Here is a 20,340-nt window from a genome sequence, read left to right on the forward strand (position 1 = left end):
TCTTAACAAAAAACACTGGCAAATGCAACTATGATTTATCTGCCATACTGAAGTGCGATTACTAGATAATACAAGTTATTAAAATTACTTTAATACCAGTACTACACTCTAAGTAATAATCCTGAAGCAATAATATTAATTATGACTTAAGCTGACTACAGGATAGTATCATCTAAAAATCTATATTTGTTAAATTTGGCAAATATAGACAATATATGACCATAAACTGCATCTTATTAAATCAGGGTAGCAATGTTATTAATTTATGTTCATACAGCTAAGTCTGTTGGATTACAGTACATACATTTTCATAACCACAGTATCTTTATGGCTAAGCAATCATAAGATGACTAGTTGAGTTATAAAATCATGCTGAAGTAGAGCGATGATTTACCTATCAGGGGTGCTGTTGGTAATGCCTACAGATGCTCATCAGACTGGGATTTTTGCAAAAATCAAATCGGATTGCTATATATCTAACACTGCCATGAGAATTGTAGCAGTCAAAAATTTTTCGCCTTGTTAGTGATTTTGAAACTTGTTGAGCAGAGTAATTGCCGTCTTTAAGTGGCAAAATCCAAGTTGGCTGTCATATTAACTAAATAATTATTCTCTAAAAAATCCGCTTATTGGATTGTTTGATTACTGAATTTAATTCAGGATAATTCAATTGTTATTTTTTTCATGCTTAATTATTTAACTGGATGATTTGCTCTAGTTTTTCATGAGTAATTGAGAAGTTGTCACTATGCGCGTATTAGACTATATTATTCAAAATTCTTTCTTGACCTTTCCTCCTCACAAGTCATTAAAAGAAATTATTATTCGCATGGGACAAGTAGGAGTATCTCTTGATGTAGATAATGGCTCATTTGTGACTGCTAGCAAATTCCCTACCTACCGTAATTCAGTCCAAGTCATCGAAGGAGAATCAAGTTCTACAGTTAAACCTTTAGGGATTACCAAAATAAATTCTCAAAAACCTCAAGCTAAATTGCCAATTGATTGCATATATGTTATAGATAAATGCCAATTATTAGGTATGTTAACAATTGTCGATATTATCAGGTTAATCAATTCAGGTTTAAATTTAGCAGCAGTTAAAGTTGCCGAAGTGATGCGAGAAGCTGCAATTAGTTTAGAACGAGATTTTGATGCTAATAAAACATTAGTTTTAATGCAACACTATGGTATCCGTCAGTTACCAATTGTCAACGATAAAGGTCAATTTTTAGGAATTATTACTCCAGAAAGTCTAGCTTTAGGTTTACAGAGAGAATTAGCCAAGCTGCAAGAAACTTTACAATTAGAAATTGCCCAGCGTTGTGCATTAGAGATGAGTTTTAAAAAGGCTGAAGAAGACTCTGAAAAACGCATTTTAAAAGCAACTGAAGATTTATTAAAAGCTAATAAAAAGTTACAACAAGGAATATGCGATCGCATTGCTACTGAAACACAATTATTACAAACAACATCTGAGTTACAAGAGATTTTTCAAGCTTTTCCCGATTTATATCTTCGCCTAGATCGGGATGGCACAATTTTGAGCCATTACACCAAAAATATCTCAGATTTTTACCTATTAACGGCTGATTCCCTAGGCAGAAAAGTCCAAAATATTTTACCAATTAATGTAGGTGATAAATTTATCGAAGCTATTTTAAATGTTCAGCAAACAAATGCACTTGTAGATATTGAGTATGTCTTGTCTAGAGACGGAATTAATGAAACTTTTGAAGCTCGTCTATTACCCTCAGTTCGTCACCAAATTATCGCCATCATTCGCAATATTTCTGAACGTAAGCAAGCACAAGAAGCATTACAAACAGCGAAAGTAGAACTAGAAATTCGTGTAGAAGAGAGAACGAAAGAATTAAAGAATATTAATCAGCGGTTGCTACAAGAAATTAGCGAACGTCAGCGTGTAGAGAAAGCACTGCGAGTCAGTGAAGATAGATATATTCGCGCTATTACTGCGGGAAAGGTAGGAATATGGGAATGGAATATTCAAACTAATACTATTTATATAGATCCTAACTTACAGGCTATGCTTGGCTATACAGAACAGGAGACACCTAAATATTACGATCATTGGTTAAGATTTGTTCATCCTGATGATGTTGAATCAGTCAAGAATGCAGTAAATGCTTATTTGGAAGGAGTCACACCCAAATATGAGATTGAACATCGAATGCTCAAAAAAGATGGTAGCTATATCTGGTTTTTGAGTCGGGGTATGCTCCTGTGTAATCTGCATAAACATGAATGTTTTATTGCTGGTTCTAATACTGATATTACTGCGCATAGACAAGCAGAAAACCAACTCAAAGTCTCTCTAAAAGAAAAAGAAATTTTATTAAAAGAAATTCATCATCGAGTAAAAAATAATTTACAAATTATATCTAGTTTATTACGATTACAAACTAGATATATTTATGACGAGCAAGCTTTAGAAGTTTTTCAAGATAGCCATAATCGGGTGCGAGCTATGGCAATTATTCATGAAATTTTATATCAATCTAATGATTTAACTAAAATTGAAGTCTCCGATTATATCCAAAGTATAGTTAATAATTTATTGCGTTCTTATGGTATCAATACCAATATTGATATTCAAATGAATATTAAGAAAATTTCTCTAAAAATCGATACGGCAATTTATTGTGGTTTGATTATTAATGAGTTGGTTTCTAATTCTATAAAATATGCTTTTGTCAATAATCAACAAGGTGCTATATATATAGAATTAATAACTATAGCAAATAATAATTACTCATTAATTGTCAGTGATAACGGTGTGGGCTTATCTAAAGATGTAGAAATATATAAACAAGAATCTCTCGGTTTGCAATTAGTTTGGAGCTTGGTAGAACAATTAGAAGGTAAAATTACTCTGGATAATTCCTCAGGCGCTGCATTTAAAATTACTTTCAGTGAAGCAAACTAGGAGCAGAATAAACATGAAAGAAAAAATCCTGGTTGTGGAAAATGAAATAATCATTGCTTCTGATATTAAATCTTGCTTAGAAAAAGCCGGCTATATCGTTCCGGGAATTGCAGCTTATGGAGAACACGCAATTGCTAAAGCGGCAGAATTTATGCCAGATTTAGTTTTAATGGATGTCATGTTGAAAGGCCAGATGAGTGGTATAGAAGCTGCTGCTGAAATTAACACTCGGTTTAATATTCCAGTAGTTTATTTGACTGCTTACTCCGATCAAAGTAATTTACAAAAAGCCAAAACCACGCAGCCTTTTGGCTATATCCTGAAACCATTTGAAGAAAATCAATTAATTACTACGATTGAAATTGCTCTCAACAAATATCAAAAAGAAGTTGTGATGCGTGAGGCTTTAGCACAAGAAAAAGAACAGCAAAAAAATCAAAGCCAATTTTTTTCTATGCTTAGTCATGAATTTCGTAATCCCTTAAATAATATTTCTGTTTGTACTGAATTACTTACCGATCACAGCCATCAATTAAATGAAACTAAAAAAGATGAATATCTCAATCATATTCAAAAATCCGTCCAACATCTTGAGCATTTATTGAATGATATTTTGCTGATTGGTAAAGCAGAAACAGGTAAAAATCAGTTTGATCCTAAACCATTAGATTTAGAACAATTTTGCAGAAATTTAGTTACAAATATTCAACTTAGCGCCAGCCAAAACCACCAGATTATTTTTAATATAGTAGGAAGCAACAGCAGTAAAGAAAATCCCCGATTAGTTGGTTTGGATGAAAAAATGCTACTCCATATTCTGACTAACTTACTGGTGAATGCGGTGAAATATTCGCCACAAGGTGGTAAAGTCAAGTTTGAACTTTTTTATGTAACTGGAGAAGTTATTTTCCGCATCCAAGATGAAGGTATTGGCATTCCAGAGGCGGATCAAGAAAATCTATTCTCCTCTTTTCAAAGAGGTAGTAATGTTGGTAGTATCCCCGGTAATGGTTTAGGACTAGCTATTGTGAAACATTATGTACAGTTACATGGTGGAAATATTTCTTTTGCTAGTAAACCGGGAGTTGGTACAACTTTTATTGTGAATTTGCCAATTTAGTCAGTTGTCAGTTGTCAGTTGTTGTTATTTTTTATGTTCTTATCATAATAGTGATGGGCGGAGTTTCACCGCCTATTATAGATAATTAAACTTTGATTGCTTCTCTACTGTTAGTGGACGAATAATAACTCGGATTATCGTCAAGTTTGCTTGGTGATTCTTGTTCTGTAATTAATCTAGCGCCACGATTACGGGTAACATAGTTCCACACCCATTGAATCATTACTTTTAATTTGTTGTCGAATTCAAGTAAAAAGTATATATGCACTAATAACCAAAATAGCCATGCAAAGAAACCTTTCAGCTTCATAAAACCTAAATCGACAACAGCTAAATTTTGCCCAATTATGGCTAAACTACCCCGATTAATATAATTAAATGGTGGCAGATTATTACCTTGTAACTGCTGTTCAATTAGGTTGGCGACATATTCTCCTTCTTGCTTAGCAACTGGTGCAACACCTGGTAAAGGTTTGCCATCTTGATGAGAGAAATTAGCTAAGTCGCCAATTACAAAAATATTGGCATGTCCTTTAATACTTAAGTCTGATTCAACAATAACTCTGCCTGCACGATCGAGTTCTACACCTGTGCTTTCTGCTAAGACTTTACCCATTGGCGATGCTTTTACGCCTGCTGCCCATAAGATTGTTTTTGAGGCAATTTCTCTAACGGTATCTCCTTGTTTAATAGTAACAATATCATTTTCGATATTAGTTACCAATGTTTTTGTTTGCACCAGAACGCCCAATTCTTTCAGAGATTTTTCTGCTGTTTGTGATAGTTCTGGATCAAAAGGTGGGAGGATGCGATCCAAACCTTCTAAGAGAAGAATTCTAGTTTCTGATGTATCGATGTTGCGAAAATCTTCTTTGAGGGTTTGATATGCTAATTCTGCGATCGCACCTGCTAATTCTACCCCTGTAGGGCCGCCACCAACAATCACAAAGGTTAACCAAGCACGACGTTTCACCGGATCAGTTTCTCTTTCTGCTGCTTCAAAAGCTGTAAAAATCCGGCGACGCATTTCTATTGCATCTTCTACAGTTTTTAATCCTGGTGCAAATTCTTCCCAGTCGTCTTTACCAAAGTAGGAATGTTTAGCACCTGTAGCGACTATCAACGTATCGTAAGGTATGGCTTCATCGCCTAGTATGACTTTCTGTGCTTGGGGATCGATATCATTAACAGATCCCAGCAATACTTGAGTATTTTTACTTTTACTCAACACCGATCGCAAGGGTGAGGAAATATCGGCTGGTGATAAATTACCTGTCGCAACTTGGTATAGCAATGGTTGAAATAAATGAAAGTTGCGTTTATCAATCAGCGTCACATTCACAGGCGCTTTAGCAAGTGTTTTTGCTGCATATAAGCCGCCAAAACCACCACCAATAATCACCACTTGATGGGGTGGTTTATTTTCAAGTGAATTTTCCATAAGATATATTTCCTGACGTTACGACGGTTGTAACTATTCTTCATAAATATGTATCAAACTTTGCCAAATTCTTTCTGTTCACTTTGCACAGATGAAAAAATAATTAAAGTGAGTAAAGTTACAGTTTTGGGGTATTGGGCTTCGGCTCCGCTCAGCCTATCAGGCATTAGGCGTTGCTGGAATATTATGATTTTTTGCGTTTGTGTTTGTATCTATGCGTGAGCTTTTTACGGTTTTAATGACACCAAAATATTGCGTCGGATTCTGTTGGCAAATTGGGATGAAATTTGGAATTTGAGATGAATTTGAGATTTTAGATTTAAAACCAGGAATAAAAGACTATCTCATGTTCGAGTCAGAAATGCGATCGCACTCAACTTCACCTCTTTAACTGTATTTCCGGTAAAATCAAGATCCTAAAGACTGTGGATCGGGAGAAATTAGGGGTGTCTACACTCGGCGTAAACATTGACCACATTGCGACCATTCGCCAAGCACGGCGAACGGTGGAACCTGACCCCGTGGCGGCGGCGGTGCTGGCAGAATTAGGTGGTGCAGATGGAATTACGGTGCATCTGCGAGAAGATAGAAGGCATATTCAAGATAGGGATGTGCGACTCTTACGACAAACAGTAAGAACCCATTTAAATTTAGAAATGGCCGCTACAGAAGAAATGGTAGCGATCGCTCTCGATGTTAAACCTAATTATGTAACTTTAGTACCCGAAAAACGCGAGGAAGTTACAACAGAAGGTGGTTTAGATATTGTGGGGCAAATTGCTAAAATAGGTGAGATAGTTGATAAATTGCAAAGTGCTGGCATTCCAGTTAGTCTATTTATCGACGCCGAACCGTCACAAATTGCAGCATCTGCTAAAGTACAAGCAAAGTTCATTGAATTGCATACTGGGCAATATGCTGAGGCTGTCGATGAAACTAGTCGTAAGCAAGAGTTAGCTGTATTAGCTAAGGGGTGCGAGCAAGCAATTCAAGCCGGATTGCGAGTTAATGCCGGTCATGGTCTTACCTACTGGAATGTTTATCCTGTGGCTAGTCTCCCAGGTATGGAAGAACTCAACATCGGTCATACTATCATTGCTCGCGCCGCTTTAGTTGGATTAGAAAGAGCTGTGCGGGAAATGAAACTAGCAATCCGTGGAGAATTGTAAAGCTGTTGACTGTTGACTGTTGACTGTTGACAGAGTTAAAAGCCTTTTATTGTTAGGGTTTTATCTTAGCTTGATGTCCTATCTATCTGGCTACAGCTATAGATGGTTTATTGAGTTAATAGCTCAGAGGGGTCAATAACTGCGTAATCCAGACAATTGGGAGCAAATCTTCAGCAAAGACTTCTATGAGCGCAACACAATCTAACAGTCTGCCACTTTGGGTACAGGATCGGGATAAAGTTATTGAAGGAAGTACTGATGCCCAATGGCGGTATCAAACACCTCCTGATTATTCTCGCTCAAAAGAGAATTTAGCGGCTGAAAGTACAAGTCATCATGTAGAGGGTAGCCTGGAAGCGATCGTGCAAAACCTGGTTAGAACCTTTGAGATGGAAGTATCTTTCAAAACTAATCCACAACAGTGGTTATCTGTTGTTAATGACAAGTTTCGTGTAAGTACTAATGGAGGTCAAGAATACACAGCTACAGATTTATCAGCCCAAGGTACTTACAATTTATTTATGGCTGATTCAGAGCATTACAAAGCCTCGGCTGAAACCTTTGAATCGTCAGCGCAACTCTTCCATTCAACATTTCCCCAAGGCTTTCCTTGGGAAGTTTTAGAAGTGTACTCCGGCCCGCCAACTGTGACATTCAAGTGGCGACACTGGGGACATTTTAAAGGTGCATACAAAGACTATGCGCCAACTGGAGAGATGGTAGAAATTATCGGCATGAGCGTTGCTAGGGTTACCGATGACTTGCGGATAATTTCCGTGGAACACTACTTTGACAATACGCTGTTTTTAGACAAACTAACAGCTGGCGGTAAACTGCCAAGTAGTAACAAAGCGAGTGCTTGCCCCTTCGGTTCTTGGTTTAAAAAAGTCAAGAAGAGTTAAAATAATTCGTAATTCGTAATTAAGGATGGTTACAAACGGTTATTTAAAAACTGTATGAAATCAAGCCATCTCTAACCGAATGAGAATTAAACTCACAAATTACGAATGCCAAATGACGAATTACTAATTAGTTAATTTTTCCGGGTACAGTTTATATACTGTACTCTGGAATAAAACATTAGCAAACACAGGATGAAAATGCAAACATATTATTACGTTTTGGCAAGTCAAAAATTTTTGGTACAAGAAGAACCAATCGAAGAAGTTCTTAAAGAACGTATCCGTCATTATCACGAACAAGAGAAAGAAATTGATTTTTGGTTGGTGAAACAACCAGCTTTTTTAGAAGCACCAGAAATGGCAGAAATTAAAGCTAAATGTCCACAACCGGCAGCAGCAATTATTTCTACAAATCAGCAATTTATTACCTGGTTAAAACTGCGATTAGAATACGTGATCGTTGGCGAATTTCAAGCTCCTTCCGATACAATTTCTAACCCTATAGCATCTCTAGCTACCGTATCGTAAGATACTGGGGAATGGGCATGGGGCATTGAAACAATTTTGGATTTTGGATTTTGGATTTTAGATTGGAATCCAAAAGACGCTCGCGGACTCGCTAACGCTACGCTAACGCAAATCTAAAATCTAAAATTCCTTGTCCCCCTTTTATTTCTAGCCCCTAGCCCCTAACCCCCTGCTCCCCTGCCTCTTCCCCCCTGCCTACAACTTGGGGGAACAAAATCTAGCTTGATGAAATCCTTAAAAAAATCTTCTTGTATGCCTCTTACTGTCGTGCACAGATTTCCGAATTTACCACATGCTTTAGTGTTAGCGATCGCTGGATTGATGGGTGGTATGAGTTCTGTTACCGCTCAACAGGCGATTCCTGTTTGTCAACCGCCAGAGCCTGGTGAGTATCTTTTATTAATAGTTAGTCCCACAGCAGATAATCAGAAGCAATTGCGCAATGCTTTACCTGCTGAAATCAAAAGCACTACCTGTCAATATTTAACAGATACAGTGACGCGAATCGGGGGATTTTACAAAATTGATGATGCTCAACGATGGGCAAGATACATCAATAATATTGTCGGTTTAAGTGGCATCATTACCACTAAACCCGCAGATCCAGCGACACCGCAAACAGTAACTTATAACCCTCAATCTTTAGGAGAAGGTTATGCTGTATTGGTTGATTATTTCAATCGCCCAGAGCTTGTATCTAATGTACAACAAGTTGTGGGAGGAGATGTGGGGTTTGTTTCCTACGGACAACGCCCTTACTTGCTGGCAGTGTATACCACTAACCAAAAAGAAGCATATAATACATTACAACAGCTTAACGATCGCGGCTTTGTGGCCTATGTCGTAGATAGCCGTAAAGTAATGCTACTGCGCTCAAATGTGCGATCGCAGTGATGGTTAGTTGTCAACAAGATAATAGACAGCAAAATTTCTTGATTTTGAATACTTCACGAACTTCAGTACAAGTTTTGAATTTTGAATTTTGAATTTTGAATTTTTTTGAATTTTAAATTGTTTGCTCCTCTACACTTTTGCATCAAAGACTAGTGACTAAGAAAGACCTAGCTAACCAAGTGATGGTTATGCCCAAAGCTGAACCAGCGATAACCTGAACTGGTGTGTGTCCCAGCAATTCTTTGAGGCGGTCTTGGCTAAAGTCATGCTTGTCATCAAATAATTCATCAATCATTTGATTAAGAATTCGTGCTTGTTTCCCGGCGGCTTGGCGAACTCCAGCGGCATCATACATGACGATGATGGCAAAAACTGTCGCTAGAGCAAAATCAGGCGATGCCCAGCCAAGAGTTTCACCGACACCGGTGGCCAGAGATGTAACTAGCGCTGAGTGCGCGCTTGGCATACCGCCAGTGGTGACTAAAACACGTACATTCAGTTTGCGATTTTTAAATAGCTCAATGACGAGCTTCAGAGATTGAGCAATCAAACAAGCTACCAGAGCAACCAGCAGCACCCGGTTGTCTAAGATGTTGCCTATGTTCTGCATGGTATTTTGGTGAAGTTAGTAAATATTAGCAGCAGTTATTTTTTTTGGAAACTACAAGATACAACCTGGAAAAACCCAATTGTCCGACGCTACCCTACCAGTCAAAATCCCCTGAGTGATGATTTTTTAGCACAAGTTACCCTACGGGCGACTATGCGAGTAGAATCCAAAATTGGGATGAATTCCCCGTAGGGGTTGACTTAGTTATTGCGACTGACAATGAAATGAGCGATCGCTTTTAAGGGTTGTGCTTTGTCGCCAAAGGAATCTAATTCTGCACAAGCTGCTTCAATTAGCTGTTGGGCTTTAATTCGGGATTCGTCAATTCCCCACAGGCTAGGATAAGTGACTTTCTGGGCTTTCAAATCCTTGCCAGCAGTTTTCCCTAATTCTTCTTGAGTAGCGGTGATATCCAAAATATCATCGATAATTTGGAATGCTAAACCAATATTCTGAGCATACTTAGTTAATTTTTGTAAATCTTCTGCCGATACTCCACTTAAAATTCCTCCACAAACTACACAAGCTTCTAACAATGCAGCGGTTTTGTGATTGTGAATAAAATTCAAAGTTTCTAGGGAAGTATCCGCTTTACCTTCCGATTCTAAATCCACTACTTGACCGCCAACCAAGCCTGCTGCACCTAAAGCTCTACCGAGACGCGCTACAACATGCAATACTCTGTCCCTAGGTACGCTTTGGGGTGTTTGGGTGGCGACAAACTCAAAAGCGTAAGCTAATAAGCCATCCCCAGCTAAAATGGCAATATCTTCACCATAAACTTTGTGATTTGTCAACTTACCCCGTCGATAATCATCATTATCCATTGCGGGTAGGTCATCATGAATCAATGACATAGTGTGGATCATTTCCACAGCGCAAGCGGTTGGCATAGCCATATCGATTGTCCCGCCAGTCATTTCGCAGGTAGCAAGGCACAGAATCGGACGTACACGCTTACCGCCAGCTAACAAAGAGTAGCGCATTGATTCATAGATTTTTTCGGGATAGACGACAGGGATCGCCCGATCCAAAGCAGTTTCGCAAAGCTGTTGTCGCTCTTTGAGATAAGCTGATAGGTTAAACGTGTCTGTTTGGGGCGTTTTTTTAAACTTATCAGTTGCTACCATTCTTAAAATTCCTGAGACTTTGGTATTTTTGTCATATACGTCACAATTTTAAGGGGCTTTGGTGCTTAAAACGCGAGTAATTAAGAGTTAAGAATTAGGAACAATCACTCATAATTCAGCATTTGCTATTCCTAGCCGCCTCAAATAGCTGGCAAATGTATTTTGCAACAACATAGCAACAGTCATCGGCCCAACACCACCAGGAACGGGGGTAAGAAACTCTGCTACGCCAGCTGTGGATTCCCCATCGACATCGCCAACTAAACGACTTTTGCCACTGGGATCGGTGACGCGATTCATCCCCACATCTACCACAACAGCGCCCGGTTTCACCATTTCTGCGGTAATCAATCCCGGAATTCCCACGGCTGCAATGAGAATATCGGCATTTTGGGTGATGGATTTTAAGTCATGCGATCGCGAGTGAGCAATAGTTACCGTAGCATTGGCTTCCAGCAGCATCAATGCCATTGGTTTACCCACCAAAATACTACGTCCTACTACGACTGCTTGCTTTCCTTGTAAAGGAATTTCATATTCCGCCAACAATCGCATCACGCCAGCCGGGGTACAACTGCGTAAACCTGCTTCTTGACGTACCAGTCGCCCTAAATTCACCGGATGCAAGCCGTCAGCATCTTTATCTGGATCGATTTTATTCAGCAAGCTCACAGAATCTAAATGTTGGGGTAGCGGTAACTGTACGAGAATCCCATCTACCTGCGGATCTTGATTGAGTGCAGCAATGACATCTTCTAGTTCTGCTTGAGTAGTTTCTGTAGGGAAATGCTTACCAAAGGAAGCAATTCCCACCTTAGCGCAAGCTCGCTCTTTATTGCGGACATAAGCAGCCGATGCAGGGTTATCGCCAACCATTAATACAGCTAATCCCGGAGGACGCCCAAGTTGTGGTTGTAAATCTGTAATTCGTTCTTTGAGTTGTTGCTGAATTTTTTCAGCTAAAGCTTTACCATCAAGAAGTTTGGCAGTTTTTGTTTCCATGAAAATTCCCAGAAATTCGCCTTAAATCCAAAGTCCAACATCTAGCCGGCTGTAGCGGAGTCAACAGTCATCCATAAAATGTGTCTATTGACTATGATGGTCTTGCTATTTTATGGCGTAGCGTGGTTCAAACAGCAAAATCATACTGCCTTATTTTCTCAGATCGACTGCATTATTGGCAGCAGCGCCTCCGCGACCCTCGGCGACCGGGACGGGCGGGTTCACAGATATCCTCACGAATTCATGACGATCTCACATAAACCCGCCCCAACTGACAACTGACAACTGACAACTGACAACTGACTATTAACAAATGACCAAACAAAACTTTTCTCTAACTCACAGTATTTTGCCTTACCGCCTAGCATTGTTATTGCTACTGGTATGGGGGCTTTGTAGTTGTGGTAACGTCTCACAACCTGGCTTTAACATCGGGAATTTTCACATTGGGAGTAATATCACCCCCATTGGGAAAATTCAGCCAGCACAAGCTGATAAGGCTACAGTTTACATTCAAGGTAAGGTAGAAAGGCAAGTTCCCCTTTTGCAACGCTGGGCTTATCAAATCGATGACTCCACTGGCAAAATTTGGGTTGTTACTAGTCAAAATAACTTGGCAAAAGGAGCGGAAGTGGTGATTAAAGGTAAAGTCAAGTATCAAAGCATACCTTTGGCAGGAAAGGAGTTAGGAGAAATATATATTGAGGAAGATTCTTAGGAATGTTGACTGTTGATTGTTGATTGTTGATTGTTGATTGGGAAGAAAATTTAAGTATTGTGTATGTGTTATTTATTTCATAAATATCTAGCTCAGTAAAAGTTTATGAATAATGAAAAGGTGCAGGTTGCGATCGCAATTCTCTACCAAGACAACAAGTTTCTTATGCAACTGCGGGACAACATCCCGAATATTCTCTACCCTGGTTACTGGGCGCTGTTTGGCGGACATATCGAGTCAGGAGAAACACCAGAAATAGCGGTCAAACGCGAAATATTAGAAGAAATCGGCTATGATTTTGCTGATTTCGCCCCATTTGCCTGTTATTGGGATGAAAAAATTATCCGCCATGTCTTTCATGCTCCACTCTTGGTAGGTTTAGATCGACTGGTTTTAAATGAAGGCTGGGACATGGGTTTTTTAACACCAAAAGATATTCGCCAAGGTAACTGTTACTCAAACAATGCTGGTGAAATTCGACCTTTAGGGCCGATGCATCAGCGAATTATGCTTGATTTTATTGATAGTCAATAGTTAGTTGTCAGTAGGGGCGGGTTTATGTGAGATCGTCATGAATTCGTGAGGATATCTGTGAACCCGCCCGTACAGTTGTCAGTTGTCAGTTGTCAGTTGTCAGTTGTCAATTTTCAGTTGTCAACCGTCAACCGTCAACCGTCAACAGTTCCCCCTTTTGTGGAGTTACCAATGCAATCAGTAAACAAACTACCGCGATGGTTAAGTATCGGCTTGGCATTTCCCGTTGCTATTCTCAACGGTTGGCTATTGCTTCAGGTTGTGCAGTATTTTCAACCACTAGTTAGTATTATTGTGGCTGCTGTCTTACTGGCTTTTGTGTTGAATTATCCCATTCAGTTTTTGCAGGAACGGGGGGTAAAACGCAACCTGGCTATTGTAGTAGTGTTACTTTTGGCTGTGGTAGTTTTAGTGGGTTTAGGTATCACTTTAGTACCGCTGATCATACAACAGCTCAACGAATTAGTTAATATTCTGCCCTATTGGATTGATTCTGCGGGCGAACAAATTCAAGCTTTGCAAAGCTGGGCGGCGACACAACAACTACCAGTAAATTTAGCTGGTTTAGCTACCCAAGCCTTAGAACGATTATCTAATCAGTTGCAATCTTTCACTGGGAGAATTCTCAGTGTTGCCGTTGATACTATCGGTGTAGTAGTTAACGTACTGCTGACAGTGGTACTAACTGTCTACATGGTATTAAATGGCGATCGCCTTTGGGATGGAATTTTTCAGTGGTTTCCGCCGCACATCGGCCCGAAAGTGCGGGAATTATTGCGCGAGGATTTTCATAATTATTTTATTGGTCAGGCAACATTAGGTGCTGTTTTAGGCTCGGCAATTACATTAGCATTTTTTACACTTCAAGTTCCCTTAGCCCTACTTTTTGGCATTGCTATTGGCTTTTTCTCACTCTTCCCTTTTGGTACGGGAATAGGCATAGCTATAGTTAGTTTTTTGGTAGCTTTGCAAAATATTTGGTTAGGGGTAGAAGTATTAGGTACAGCTGTAGCAATTGACCAAATAAATGCTAATTTTATTGCTCCTCGGATTTTGGGAAATTTGACAGGTTTAAATCCCGTATGGGTTGTAATTTCTTTATTAATTGGCGCTAAATTGGGAGGCGTTTTAGGGTTATTAATTGCTATTCCCATCGCCAGTTTTATTAAAGATATTGTAGATAGCTGGCGTGATGGAGCATTTAGTCAAATTATTGTATCTAATGACAACATCAAACATGCTTCCCCTGTGGAAGTTGGTGAATAAGTAGAACAGTGGAAATAATGGAAAGTTTGTAGTCAGGACTAAAGTCCTGACTACGAAATGATTGATAAATTTAAAATAGATATTCTTAATAAGAATCAAGACGGACGGGAATTGTAATTATAAACTCTGTACCTTTGCCTACTCCAGATACACATTGTAGTTGTCCGTTATGTTTATCTACGATAATTTGATAACTGATAGATAAACTTAATCCCGTACCTTGACCTATATTTTTAGTCGTAAAGAAAGGGTCAAATAATCGCTTTTGAATATCTTTGGGTATGCCTAAACCATTATCGATAATCCGAATAGTTACATAATTCTCATCTTGTAGTTCAGTCTGAATTTTAATTAGGGGATCTTTAAAAAATGGATTGGGTAAATAACTACTCAATTCTGATGTATTAAAATTATGATAAATCGCATCTATCGCATTGGTGATAATGCTCATAAATACCTGATTGAGTAACCCAGGATAGCATTCTACTAATGGGAGTTTTGCATATTCTTTAACAAGGTTAATAATTTGACCTGTTTGTTGATTTTTCAGGCGGCTTTGTAAGAGTAGTAAAGCACTATCAATTCCTTCATGGATATCAACTATTTTTTTATCAGATTCATCTAGACGAGAAAAATTGCGTAAAGCAAGAACGATTTCTTGAATGCGTTCAGTACCTACTTTCATTGACTTCAGCAGATGGACAAAATCAGCGGTTAAAAATTCTAGTTCAATATCCGCGATCGCATCTTGAATTTCTGCTGCTGGTTCGGGATAATATTTTTGGTATAGACTCACTAAGTCAAGTAAGTCCTGGCTATAGTTGAGAGCGTGAACTAAGTTGCCGGCAATGAAGCTGACAGGGTTATTAATTTCGTGGGCAATACCTGCAACTAGTTGTCCTAAAGCCGCCATCTTATCATTTTGCAGTAATCTTGTATAGTTATTTTTTAAGTTACGAAAGCCTTCTTTAGCTATTCTTGATTGTTCTTCTACTTGTTCTAGTTGCGCTAGGGTTAATACCTGAATTTGAGAGTAGGCTAAAAGTAATTGGTGGAAATCTAAAAGTTTATAATTACCTAATTTAGTTTTGACTACTATCGGTTCATAAGCTAATTGAGATGGACGCTGTAATGCAATTTGAATTGCTTCAACGATGGGTGTTTCTTCACCAATGAGACACACATCTAAGTCGAGAAATTTTAAAAGATTCTCTGTAGGACGTTTGGCAAAGAGTGCAAAACTATAGGGGCGACTCATATGTTCAAAAAATCTTTGCCGAGAAATCATACCTATATATTCTCGCTCGCCAGTCAGAATGATTCCTGGTAGTAAAGGATTTTGCTCAAAAATGATATTTAAATCCTTGGCAGGATGAGCTATTTCAACGTAAACTGACCAAAGTGGTAATTCTTGCAAAGTTGATTCTAATTGCAAATTCAGTTCCTTACCATTCTTTATGGTATCCATAGCCAGCATACTTTCAATCCTTTACTGTTGAAATATGATTCCTGGTAGTACGCACGCCAAATAACGTACTGTAATAATTGCTAAATTCAGCAAACGTTACCAATTTATATTTCCCCTTTGATTTGCCAATATCACATAGGTAGGGAAAATATTAGCTATTTAGATAAAGGTTGTAGTGTTGTCAGAATAGGTAATTTATCTAGTTGAATAATCTATGCTTTAATTTCAAAAAATATGAAAATATTTATGATGCAGTAGGGTGTGTTATGCCGTAGGCTAACGCACCGTTAATTTTTAATAAGATAGTTGGTGCGTTGCGCTGCGCGACAACACACCCTACAAGTCGAATTACGAATTACTAAAAATTCAGGTAACAGGGAAGAAACCGCATTTCCCACAAGCTGTAGGGGCGGGTTAAGCAATATTCTCGTGGGTAATTGAGCATATCTGTAAACCATTGGTGTCAACTTAAGCTAAAAGCTATATACGGCGCGTGTTGTACAAAAACCCTCGCCCTCATCCCCTAACCCCTTCTCCCTCAGGGAGAAGGGGAATTGAATCTCTTGCTCCCCGCTCCCTGAGGGAGAGGGGCTGGGGGTGAGGGCGAAACCTTGCAACCAAGCGGTTTTCACGTTAAGTTGACACCAATGATCTGTAAACCCGCCCCTACTTGGCTATCGCCATTCACCTAAGAAGGTAAACGCCGCCCAATAATTGGGATTACGCCATTTTTCTTGTTGCCACATTTTTAATTGTGCCGCCCGCAATGCTTGATTTGCTGATTTATTTTGCTGCCACATTTGCTTGTAAAATTCTTGCATAAATTCAGCTGTGCCTTTGTCATCAACTTGCCATAAAGACACGACTAATCTTTCTGCACCCGCATACATTAAGCCTCTTGTTAAACCTACTAAGCCTTCGCCTTGAATTTCTTTACCTAATCCAGTTTCGCAAGCACTCAAAACAATTAAATCTGCGGGATAATCGAGGTTAAATAAGTCTGCTAATCGCAGATATCCGCGAATATCTTTACCTTGTTTATCTACTAAAGAAAGTACAAGCCCTGATAATTCTGGGTTAGCATCGTTAACAAAGCCGTGGGTAGCAAAGTGTAAAATTCGGAATTGATTAAGATTGTTGCTAGTAGCTGCGGTGTAATTTGCGGCAAAATCTAAAAGTTGCAGATTTTTGGCATTAGGTACTAGGTTAAATATTGTCTCGGCTTCTGTGCGTGTACCTAAAAGTCGCGTCCAGCCTTGGCGATTGAGGCTATCGGCAGAACGCTTGAGGGCGGAGCGTTCTAGTTCTAAATCTAGGGAATCTTGCTTTTGCAGTTGTTTATTTTGGGCAGTGGTAACTCTTGTATCGGTAGCGTTGTATACGGGATCTGCTAGGATAGCTAAGGCTTGGGGTGCTTGGGGACGATTGGCGAGTTGTTGGCGTTGAATGGCAATGGTAGATGCGGAAGGTAAGCTGACAATTTCGTGGTTTACTAATAAAGGCTGGTAATTTAAACTCTGCGGTTGTGCTGGAGAACAGACACGAATACCACCCGCACCAGAACAAGAAGTTTCTTTTGGTTTTTCATTCTCCTGTGGTGGTGTGGAAGTTGGTTGAGAGTTTAAATCAGCTAAGGCGGCAAAGGGAATATATTGCAAAGCACCATCAGCAACAATCACGAGGCGTTTTGTGCCTAATTTACCTTTGACAGGTGAGAGAATTAGTTGACTGAGTTCTGTGGCGGCGACATCAATTTTGCGGTTTTTAATCCCAGTGCAGGGATTTTCTTTGTTAGTTACAGAAGGCGGTTTAGAGATATGTTGGCTAATTAAACAAAATAGATTAATGGCGCTTTTTTCTATCTCTTGTTTTTTGGGAAGTTCGTAAGTGTCGAGAGAATTGGGAGAAACTACCCATAAAAAACTGCGATCGCTACCTAAGGAATATTGTAATAGCAGGGTATCTTTATCGAGTTGTTGCTGAATTTGCGATAAATTTAGGGGTTGGGGATATTTAAGGTTAGCGTATTGTGGGCTAGTTTGGCGGATTTTGGTTTCTAGTTCCTTTTGTTGGCGGAGAAGTTCATCAATTTCTGCTTGTAATTTCTCGGCGTTGGCTTTATATATGGGGTCTTGAATTTTATTGCTGTTAACTATTTCAAACCTGACTTTTTCTTTACCATCAATTAATGCTTGTATGCGGCGTTCTTCGGCTAAAAGTTCTGGGTTTGCACCTTTGCGGATATTGGCGTGGGCTTCGGTTAACAGTTCTACTAATCCTCTAGCGCGGGATGCTTCGCTTGTTTCAATTGCTTGGGCATTATATCCTTTTGATGGGTCTTTTTTATGCAGTTCCATCAACAGGTCGATTTTGAATTTGTAGTAATCTTGGACTGTCGCGAAATAGGTGCTTTGCAGATCTTTGTTAGTATATGTTTTGCGTAAATCTTCGATAATTTGGATGGCACTGTCGATTTTTCTCAGTGCAGCTTGGAAATTACCTGCTTTGCGTTCTAAGTCAGCAATATTCCATAGGGTAGTCGCCTCTCCTGTCTTATACTCCACCTCCCTCATCAAAGGTAAAGAAGAGTTGAAGAATTTGAGTGCCTGCTGTTTTTCTCCCAATGAAGAGTAGACTTTACCGATATTGTTGAGGGTGGTAGCAACGCCTGCTTTATCCCCCACTTCCCGCTTCAAGGGCAAAGATTGATTCAAGAACTTCAGCGCCTGCTGTTTTTCTCCTAATGAAAAGTAGACACCAGCGATGTTGTTGAGGGTAGTTGCTTCTTGTGCTTTATTCCTCACTTCCCTCGTCAGGGTTAAACATTGATTAAAGAACTTCAGCGCCTGCTTTTGTTCTCCTAAATCAGAGTAGAGTAAACCGATATTGTTGAGGATGGCTGCTTCTTGTGCTTTATCCCCAACTTCCCTAGCTAGGGGCAAAGATTGATTGTAGAAATTCAGCGCTTGCTGTTTTTCTCCTAAATCGTCGTAGACTACTCCGATACTGTTGAGAGTGTTTGCTTCTTGTGCTTTATCCCCCACTTCCCTAGCTAGGGGCAAAGATTGATTGTAGAAATTCAGCGCCTGCTGTTTTTCTCCTAACAAGGAGTAGACTTTGCCGATATTACTGAGAGTAGTTGCAACACCTGCTTGATTTCTCACTTCCCTAGCCAAAGGTAAAGATTGATTGAAGAACTTCAGTGCTTGCTGTTTTTCTCCTAATGAGGAGTAGACCTCACCGATATTGTTGAGGGTGGTAGCAACGCCTGCTTTATCTCCCACTTCCCGCCTCAAGAGCAAAGATTGATTGAAGAACTTCAGCGCCTGCTCTTTTTCTCCTAAATCAGAGTAGACAGCGCCGATATTGTTGAGGGTAGTTGCAACGCCTGCTTTATTTCCCACTTCCTTAGCTAGGGGCAAAGATTGATTGAAGAACTTCAGTGCCTGCTGTTTGTCTCCTAATGAGGAATAGACCTCACCGATATTGTTGAGGGTGATTGCTTCGCCTGCTTTATCCCTCACTTCCCTCATAAGGGTTAAACATTGATTGAAGAACTTCAGCGCTTGCTGTTTGTCTCCTAACGAAAAGTAGACAGCGCCGATATTGTTGAGTGTACTTGCTTCGCCTGCTTTATCCCCCACTTTCCGCCTCAAGAGCAAAGATTGATTGAGGAACTTCAGCGCCTGCTGTTTTTCTCCTAAATCAGAATAAACTTTGCCGATATTGTTGAGGGTGGTTGCTTCTTGTGCTTTATCTCCCAATTTCCTCGTGAGAGGTAAAGATTGATTGTAGAACTTCAGCGCCTGCTGTTTTTCTCCTAAATCAGAATAAACTTTGCCGATATTGTTGAGGGTGGTTGCTTCGCCTGCTGTATCCCTCACTTCCCTCATGAGAGGTAAAGATTGATTCAAGAACTTCAGCCCTTGCTCTTTTTCTCCTAAATCAGAATAGATTCTACCAAGACCGAGGAGTATATTAGCTTGCCATTGTTTATCGCCGACTTTTTGCCACAGTTTCAGCGCTTCTTGCCATTTAACAATCGCCTGTCTTAATGATTCTGCTGTTCCTTGCTGAAACAATTGCCATCCTTCCTGCGTTAATCTTTCCGCTTCCGCACGAGTTGCATCTTGGCTGGTTGTCGCTGGCTGCTGGGCAATTTTTAACCCATAACTCCCCACACTGGCAACTGTTGACTCGGATAATAACAGCAGGGAGAAAAATAAAACTACAGCGCGAGAAGCCAACACAGGGAGTTTCTTATGCTTCGTCATGAGCTTTTATACTGATTTTTTATCTACAAATCAATATATTTCTCGGCGGTGTGAGGGTATGCAGGTTTACGGAAACTTTAAGATAATACGCTGTAAGGGCACGGCATCCATAATCTCTCGGCAATACAGAAATTTTATCGGTGCCGTGCCCCTACTTGTTGGATCGTTGGTTTTTTGGTATGGGGATTAAAACCCCACAGTCGGACATTGACAATCTGCTGAAACGGTAATATCGCTGTAAATGGGCACAATACACCATATTTCATAAATGAGGTACGTGCTTCGGGGCATGGCAGTGCCAATGCCCCTACAATTAACGATTATCTGTACCTCACCA

General features: G+C 39.6%; 16 protein-coding genes. 10 read left to right on the forward strand and 6 right to left on the reverse strand.

Annotation, left to right across the window (positions count from 1 at the left end; translation table 11 throughout):
* The first annotated feature begins 748 nt into the window (after positions 1-748).
* Both H6G41_RS06380 and H6G41_RS06385 read left to right on the forward strand, forming a co-directional pair.
* The gene (locus tag H6G41_RS06380; RefSeq protein WP_190744677.1) at positions 749-2,947 is read left to right on the forward strand and encodes a histidine kinase dimerization/phosphoacceptor domain -containing protein; all 2,199 of its coding nucleotides are present in this window, start codon (positions 749-751) and stop codon (positions 2,945-2,947) included.
* Positions 2,948-2,960: 13 nt separating this feature from the next.
* The gene (locus H6G41_RS06385) at positions 2,961-4,067 is read left to right on the forward strand and encodes an ATP-binding protein (protein ID WP_190744679.1); all 1,107 of its coding nucleotides are present in this window, start codon (positions 2,961-2,963) and stop codon (positions 4,065-4,067) included.
* 85 nt (positions 4,068-4,152) lie between these two features.
* Here H6G41_RS06385 and H6G41_RS06390 read toward each other — a convergent pair whose 3' ends face one another.
* Entirely contained in the window at positions 4,153-5,508 is a 1,356-nt protein-coding gene (locus H6G41_RS06390; RefSeq protein ID WP_190744681.1) for an NAD(P)/FAD-dependent oxidoreductase, read from the reverse strand.
* 446 nt (positions 5,509-5,954) lie between these two features.
* On the opposite strand from H6G41_RS06390, the gene H6G41_RS06395 reads away from it, so the two are divergent.
* The 4 genes from H6G41_RS06395 (at position 5,955) to H6G41_RS06410 (ending at position 9,001) form a co-directional block, all read left to right on the forward strand.
* A complete protein-coding gene (locus tag H6G41_RS06395; RefSeq protein ID WP_190744683.1) occupies positions 5,955-6,677 on the forward strand; it encodes a pyridoxine 5'-phosphate synthase in 723 nt (240 codons plus the stop codon).
* Positions 6,678-6,862: 185 nt separating this feature from the next.
* Positions 6,863-7,579, forward strand: coding sequence for a SnoaL-like polyketide cyclase (locus H6G41_RS06400; RefSeq protein ID WP_190744685.1), 717 nt, complete (start codon positions 6,863-6,865; stop codon positions 7,577-7,579).
* A 198-nt stretch (positions 7,580-7,777) separates the two neighbouring features.
* Positions 7,778-8,107, forward strand: coding sequence for an MgPME-cyclase complex family protein (locus H6G41_RS06405; protein WP_190744687.1), 330 nt, complete (start codon positions 7,778-7,780; stop codon positions 8,105-8,107).
* 252 nt (positions 8,108-8,359) lie between these two features.
* Positions 8,360-9,001, forward strand: coding sequence for a hypothetical protein (locus H6G41_RS06410; RefSeq protein WP_190744689.1), 642 nt, complete (start codon positions 8,360-8,362; stop codon positions 8,999-9,001).
* Between the two features lie 142 nt (positions 9,002-9,143).
* Here the strand turns inward: H6G41_RS06410 and H6G41_RS06415 are convergent, their stop codons facing one another.
* Positions 9,144-9,611 (reverse strand): divergent PAP2 family protein, encoded by a 468-nt coding sequence (locus H6G41_RS06415; RefSeq protein WP_190744691.1) that lies wholly within the window; start codon positions 9,609-9,611, stop codon positions 9,144-9,146.
* 6 nt (positions 9,612-9,617) lie between these two features.
* Here H6G41_RS06415 and H6G41_RS06420 point away from each other — a divergent pair, with 6 nt between their 5' ends.
* Positions 9,618-9,803 carry a hypothetical protein gene (locus tag H6G41_RS06420; RefSeq protein WP_190744693.1) on the forward strand — a complete coding sequence of 62 codons (186 nt, stop codon included), beginning with the start codon at positions 9,618-9,620 and terminating at the stop codon, positions 9,801-9,803.
* Between the two features lie 8 nt (positions 9,804-9,811).
* Here the strand turns inward: H6G41_RS06420 and crtE are convergent, their stop codons facing one another.
* Entirely contained in the window at positions 9,812-10,741 is a 930-nt protein-coding gene (crtE, locus tag H6G41_RS06425; RefSeq protein ID WP_190744694.1) for a geranylgeranyl diphosphate synthase CrtE, read from the reverse strand.
* A gap of 108 nt (positions 10,742-10,849) precedes the next feature.
* Positions 10,850-11,743 carry a bifunctional methylenetetrahydrofolate dehydrogenase/methenyltetrahydrofolate cyclohydrolase FolD gene (gene folD, locus H6G41_RS06430; RefSeq protein WP_190744696.1) on the reverse strand — a complete coding sequence of 298 codons (894 nt, stop codon included), beginning with the start codon at positions 11,741-11,743 and terminating at the stop codon, positions 10,850-10,852.
* 313 nt (positions 11,744-12,056) lie between these two features.
* On the opposite strand from folD, the gene H6G41_RS06435 reads away from it, so the two are divergent.
* The 3 genes from H6G41_RS06435 to H6G41_RS06445 all read left to right on the forward strand — a co-directional run bounded on the left by H6G41_RS06435 (position 12,057) and on the right by H6G41_RS06445 (position 14,261).
* Positions 12,057-12,461 carry a hypothetical protein gene (locus tag H6G41_RS06435; protein WP_190744698.1) on the forward strand — a complete coding sequence of 135 codons (405 nt, stop codon included), beginning with the start codon at positions 12,057-12,059 and terminating at the stop codon, positions 12,459-12,461.
* 105 nt (positions 12,462-12,566) lie between these two features.
* Positions 12,567-12,995, forward strand: coding sequence for an NUDIX hydrolase (locus tag H6G41_RS06440; RefSeq protein WP_190744700.1), 429 nt, complete (start codon positions 12,567-12,569; stop codon positions 12,993-12,995).
* Positions 12,996-13,166: 171 nt separating this feature from the next.
* Complete coding sequence (locus tag H6G41_RS06445; protein WP_190744801.1) at positions 13,167-14,261, forward strand: AI-2E family transporter; 1,095 nt, start codon at positions 13,167-13,169, stop codon at positions 14,259-14,261.
* 85 nt (positions 14,262-14,346) lie between these two features.
* Here H6G41_RS06445 and H6G41_RS06450 read toward each other — a convergent pair whose 3' ends face one another.
* The gene (locus H6G41_RS06450) at positions 14,347-15,738 is read right to left on the reverse strand and encodes an ATP-binding protein (protein WP_190744702.1); all 1,392 of its coding nucleotides are present in this window, start codon (positions 15,736-15,738) and stop codon (positions 14,347-14,349) included.
* Between the two features lie 665 nt (positions 15,739-16,403).
* Positions 16,404-20,003, reverse strand: coding sequence for a CHAT domain-containing tetratricopeptide repeat protein (locus tag H6G41_RS06455; RefSeq protein ID WP_190744704.1), 3,600 nt, complete (start codon positions 20,001-20,003; stop codon positions 16,404-16,406).
* Positions 20,004-20,340: the final 337 nt, after the last annotated feature.

The sequence above is a fragment of the Tolypothrix sp. FACHB-123 genome, from assembly GCF_014697075.1.
Classification (GTDB): Bacteria; Cyanobacteriota; Cyanobacteriia; order Cyanobacteriales; family Nostocaceae; genus Aulosira.

Bases quoted from the DNA above. Each gene is read 5' to 3' on its own strand.
- H6G41_RS06380 (WP_190744677.1), top strand. From the start codon at position 749: ATGCGCGTATTAGACTATATTATTCAAAATTCTTTCTTGACCTTTCCT.
- H6G41_RS06385 (WP_190744679.1), top strand. From the start codon at position 2,961: ATGAAAGAAAAAATCCTGGTTGTGGAAAATGAAATAATCATTGCTTCT.
- H6G41_RS06390 (WP_190744681.1), bottom strand. From the start codon at position 5,508: ATGGAAAATTCACTTGAAAATAAACCACCCCATCAAGTGGTGATTATT.
- H6G41_RS06400 (WP_190744685.1), top strand. From the start codon at position 6,863: ATGAGCGCAACACAATCTAACAGTCTGCCACTTTGGGTACAGGATCGG.
- H6G41_RS06405 (WP_190744687.1), top strand. From the start codon at position 7,778: ATGCAAACATATTATTACGTTTTGGCAAGTCAAAAATTTTTGGTACAA.
- H6G41_RS06410 (WP_190744689.1), top strand. From the start codon at position 8,360: ATGCCTCTTACTGTCGTGCACAGATTTCCGAATTTACCACATGCTTTA.
- H6G41_RS06415 (WP_190744691.1), bottom strand. From the start codon at position 9,611: ATGCAGAACATAGGCAACATCTTAGACAACCGGGTGCTGCTGGTTGCT.
- crtE (WP_190744694.1), bottom strand. From the start codon at position 10,741: ATGGTAGCAACTGATAAGTTTAAAAAAACGCCCCAAACAGACACGTTT.
- folD (WP_190744696.1), bottom strand. From the start codon at position 11,743: ATGGAAACAAAAACTGCCAAACTTCTTGATGGTAAAGCTTTAGCTGAA.
- H6G41_RS06435 (WP_190744698.1), top strand. From the start codon at position 12,057: ATGACCAAACAAAACTTTTCTCTAACTCACAGTATTTTGCCTTACCGC.
- H6G41_RS06440 (WP_190744700.1), top strand. From the start codon at position 12,567: ATGAATAATGAAAAGGTGCAGGTTGCGATCGCAATTCTCTACCAAGAC.
- H6G41_RS06445 (WP_190744801.1), top strand. From the start codon at position 13,167: ATGCAATCAGTAAACAAACTACCGCGATGGTTAAGTATCGGCTTGGCA.
- H6G41_RS06450 (WP_190744702.1), bottom strand. From the start codon at position 15,738: ATGCTGGCTATGGATACCATAAAGAATGGTAAGGAACTGAATTTGCAA.
- H6G41_RS06455 (WP_190744704.1), bottom strand. From the start codon at position 20,003: ATGACGAAGCATAAGAAACTCCCTGTGTTGGCTTCTCGCGCTGTAGTT.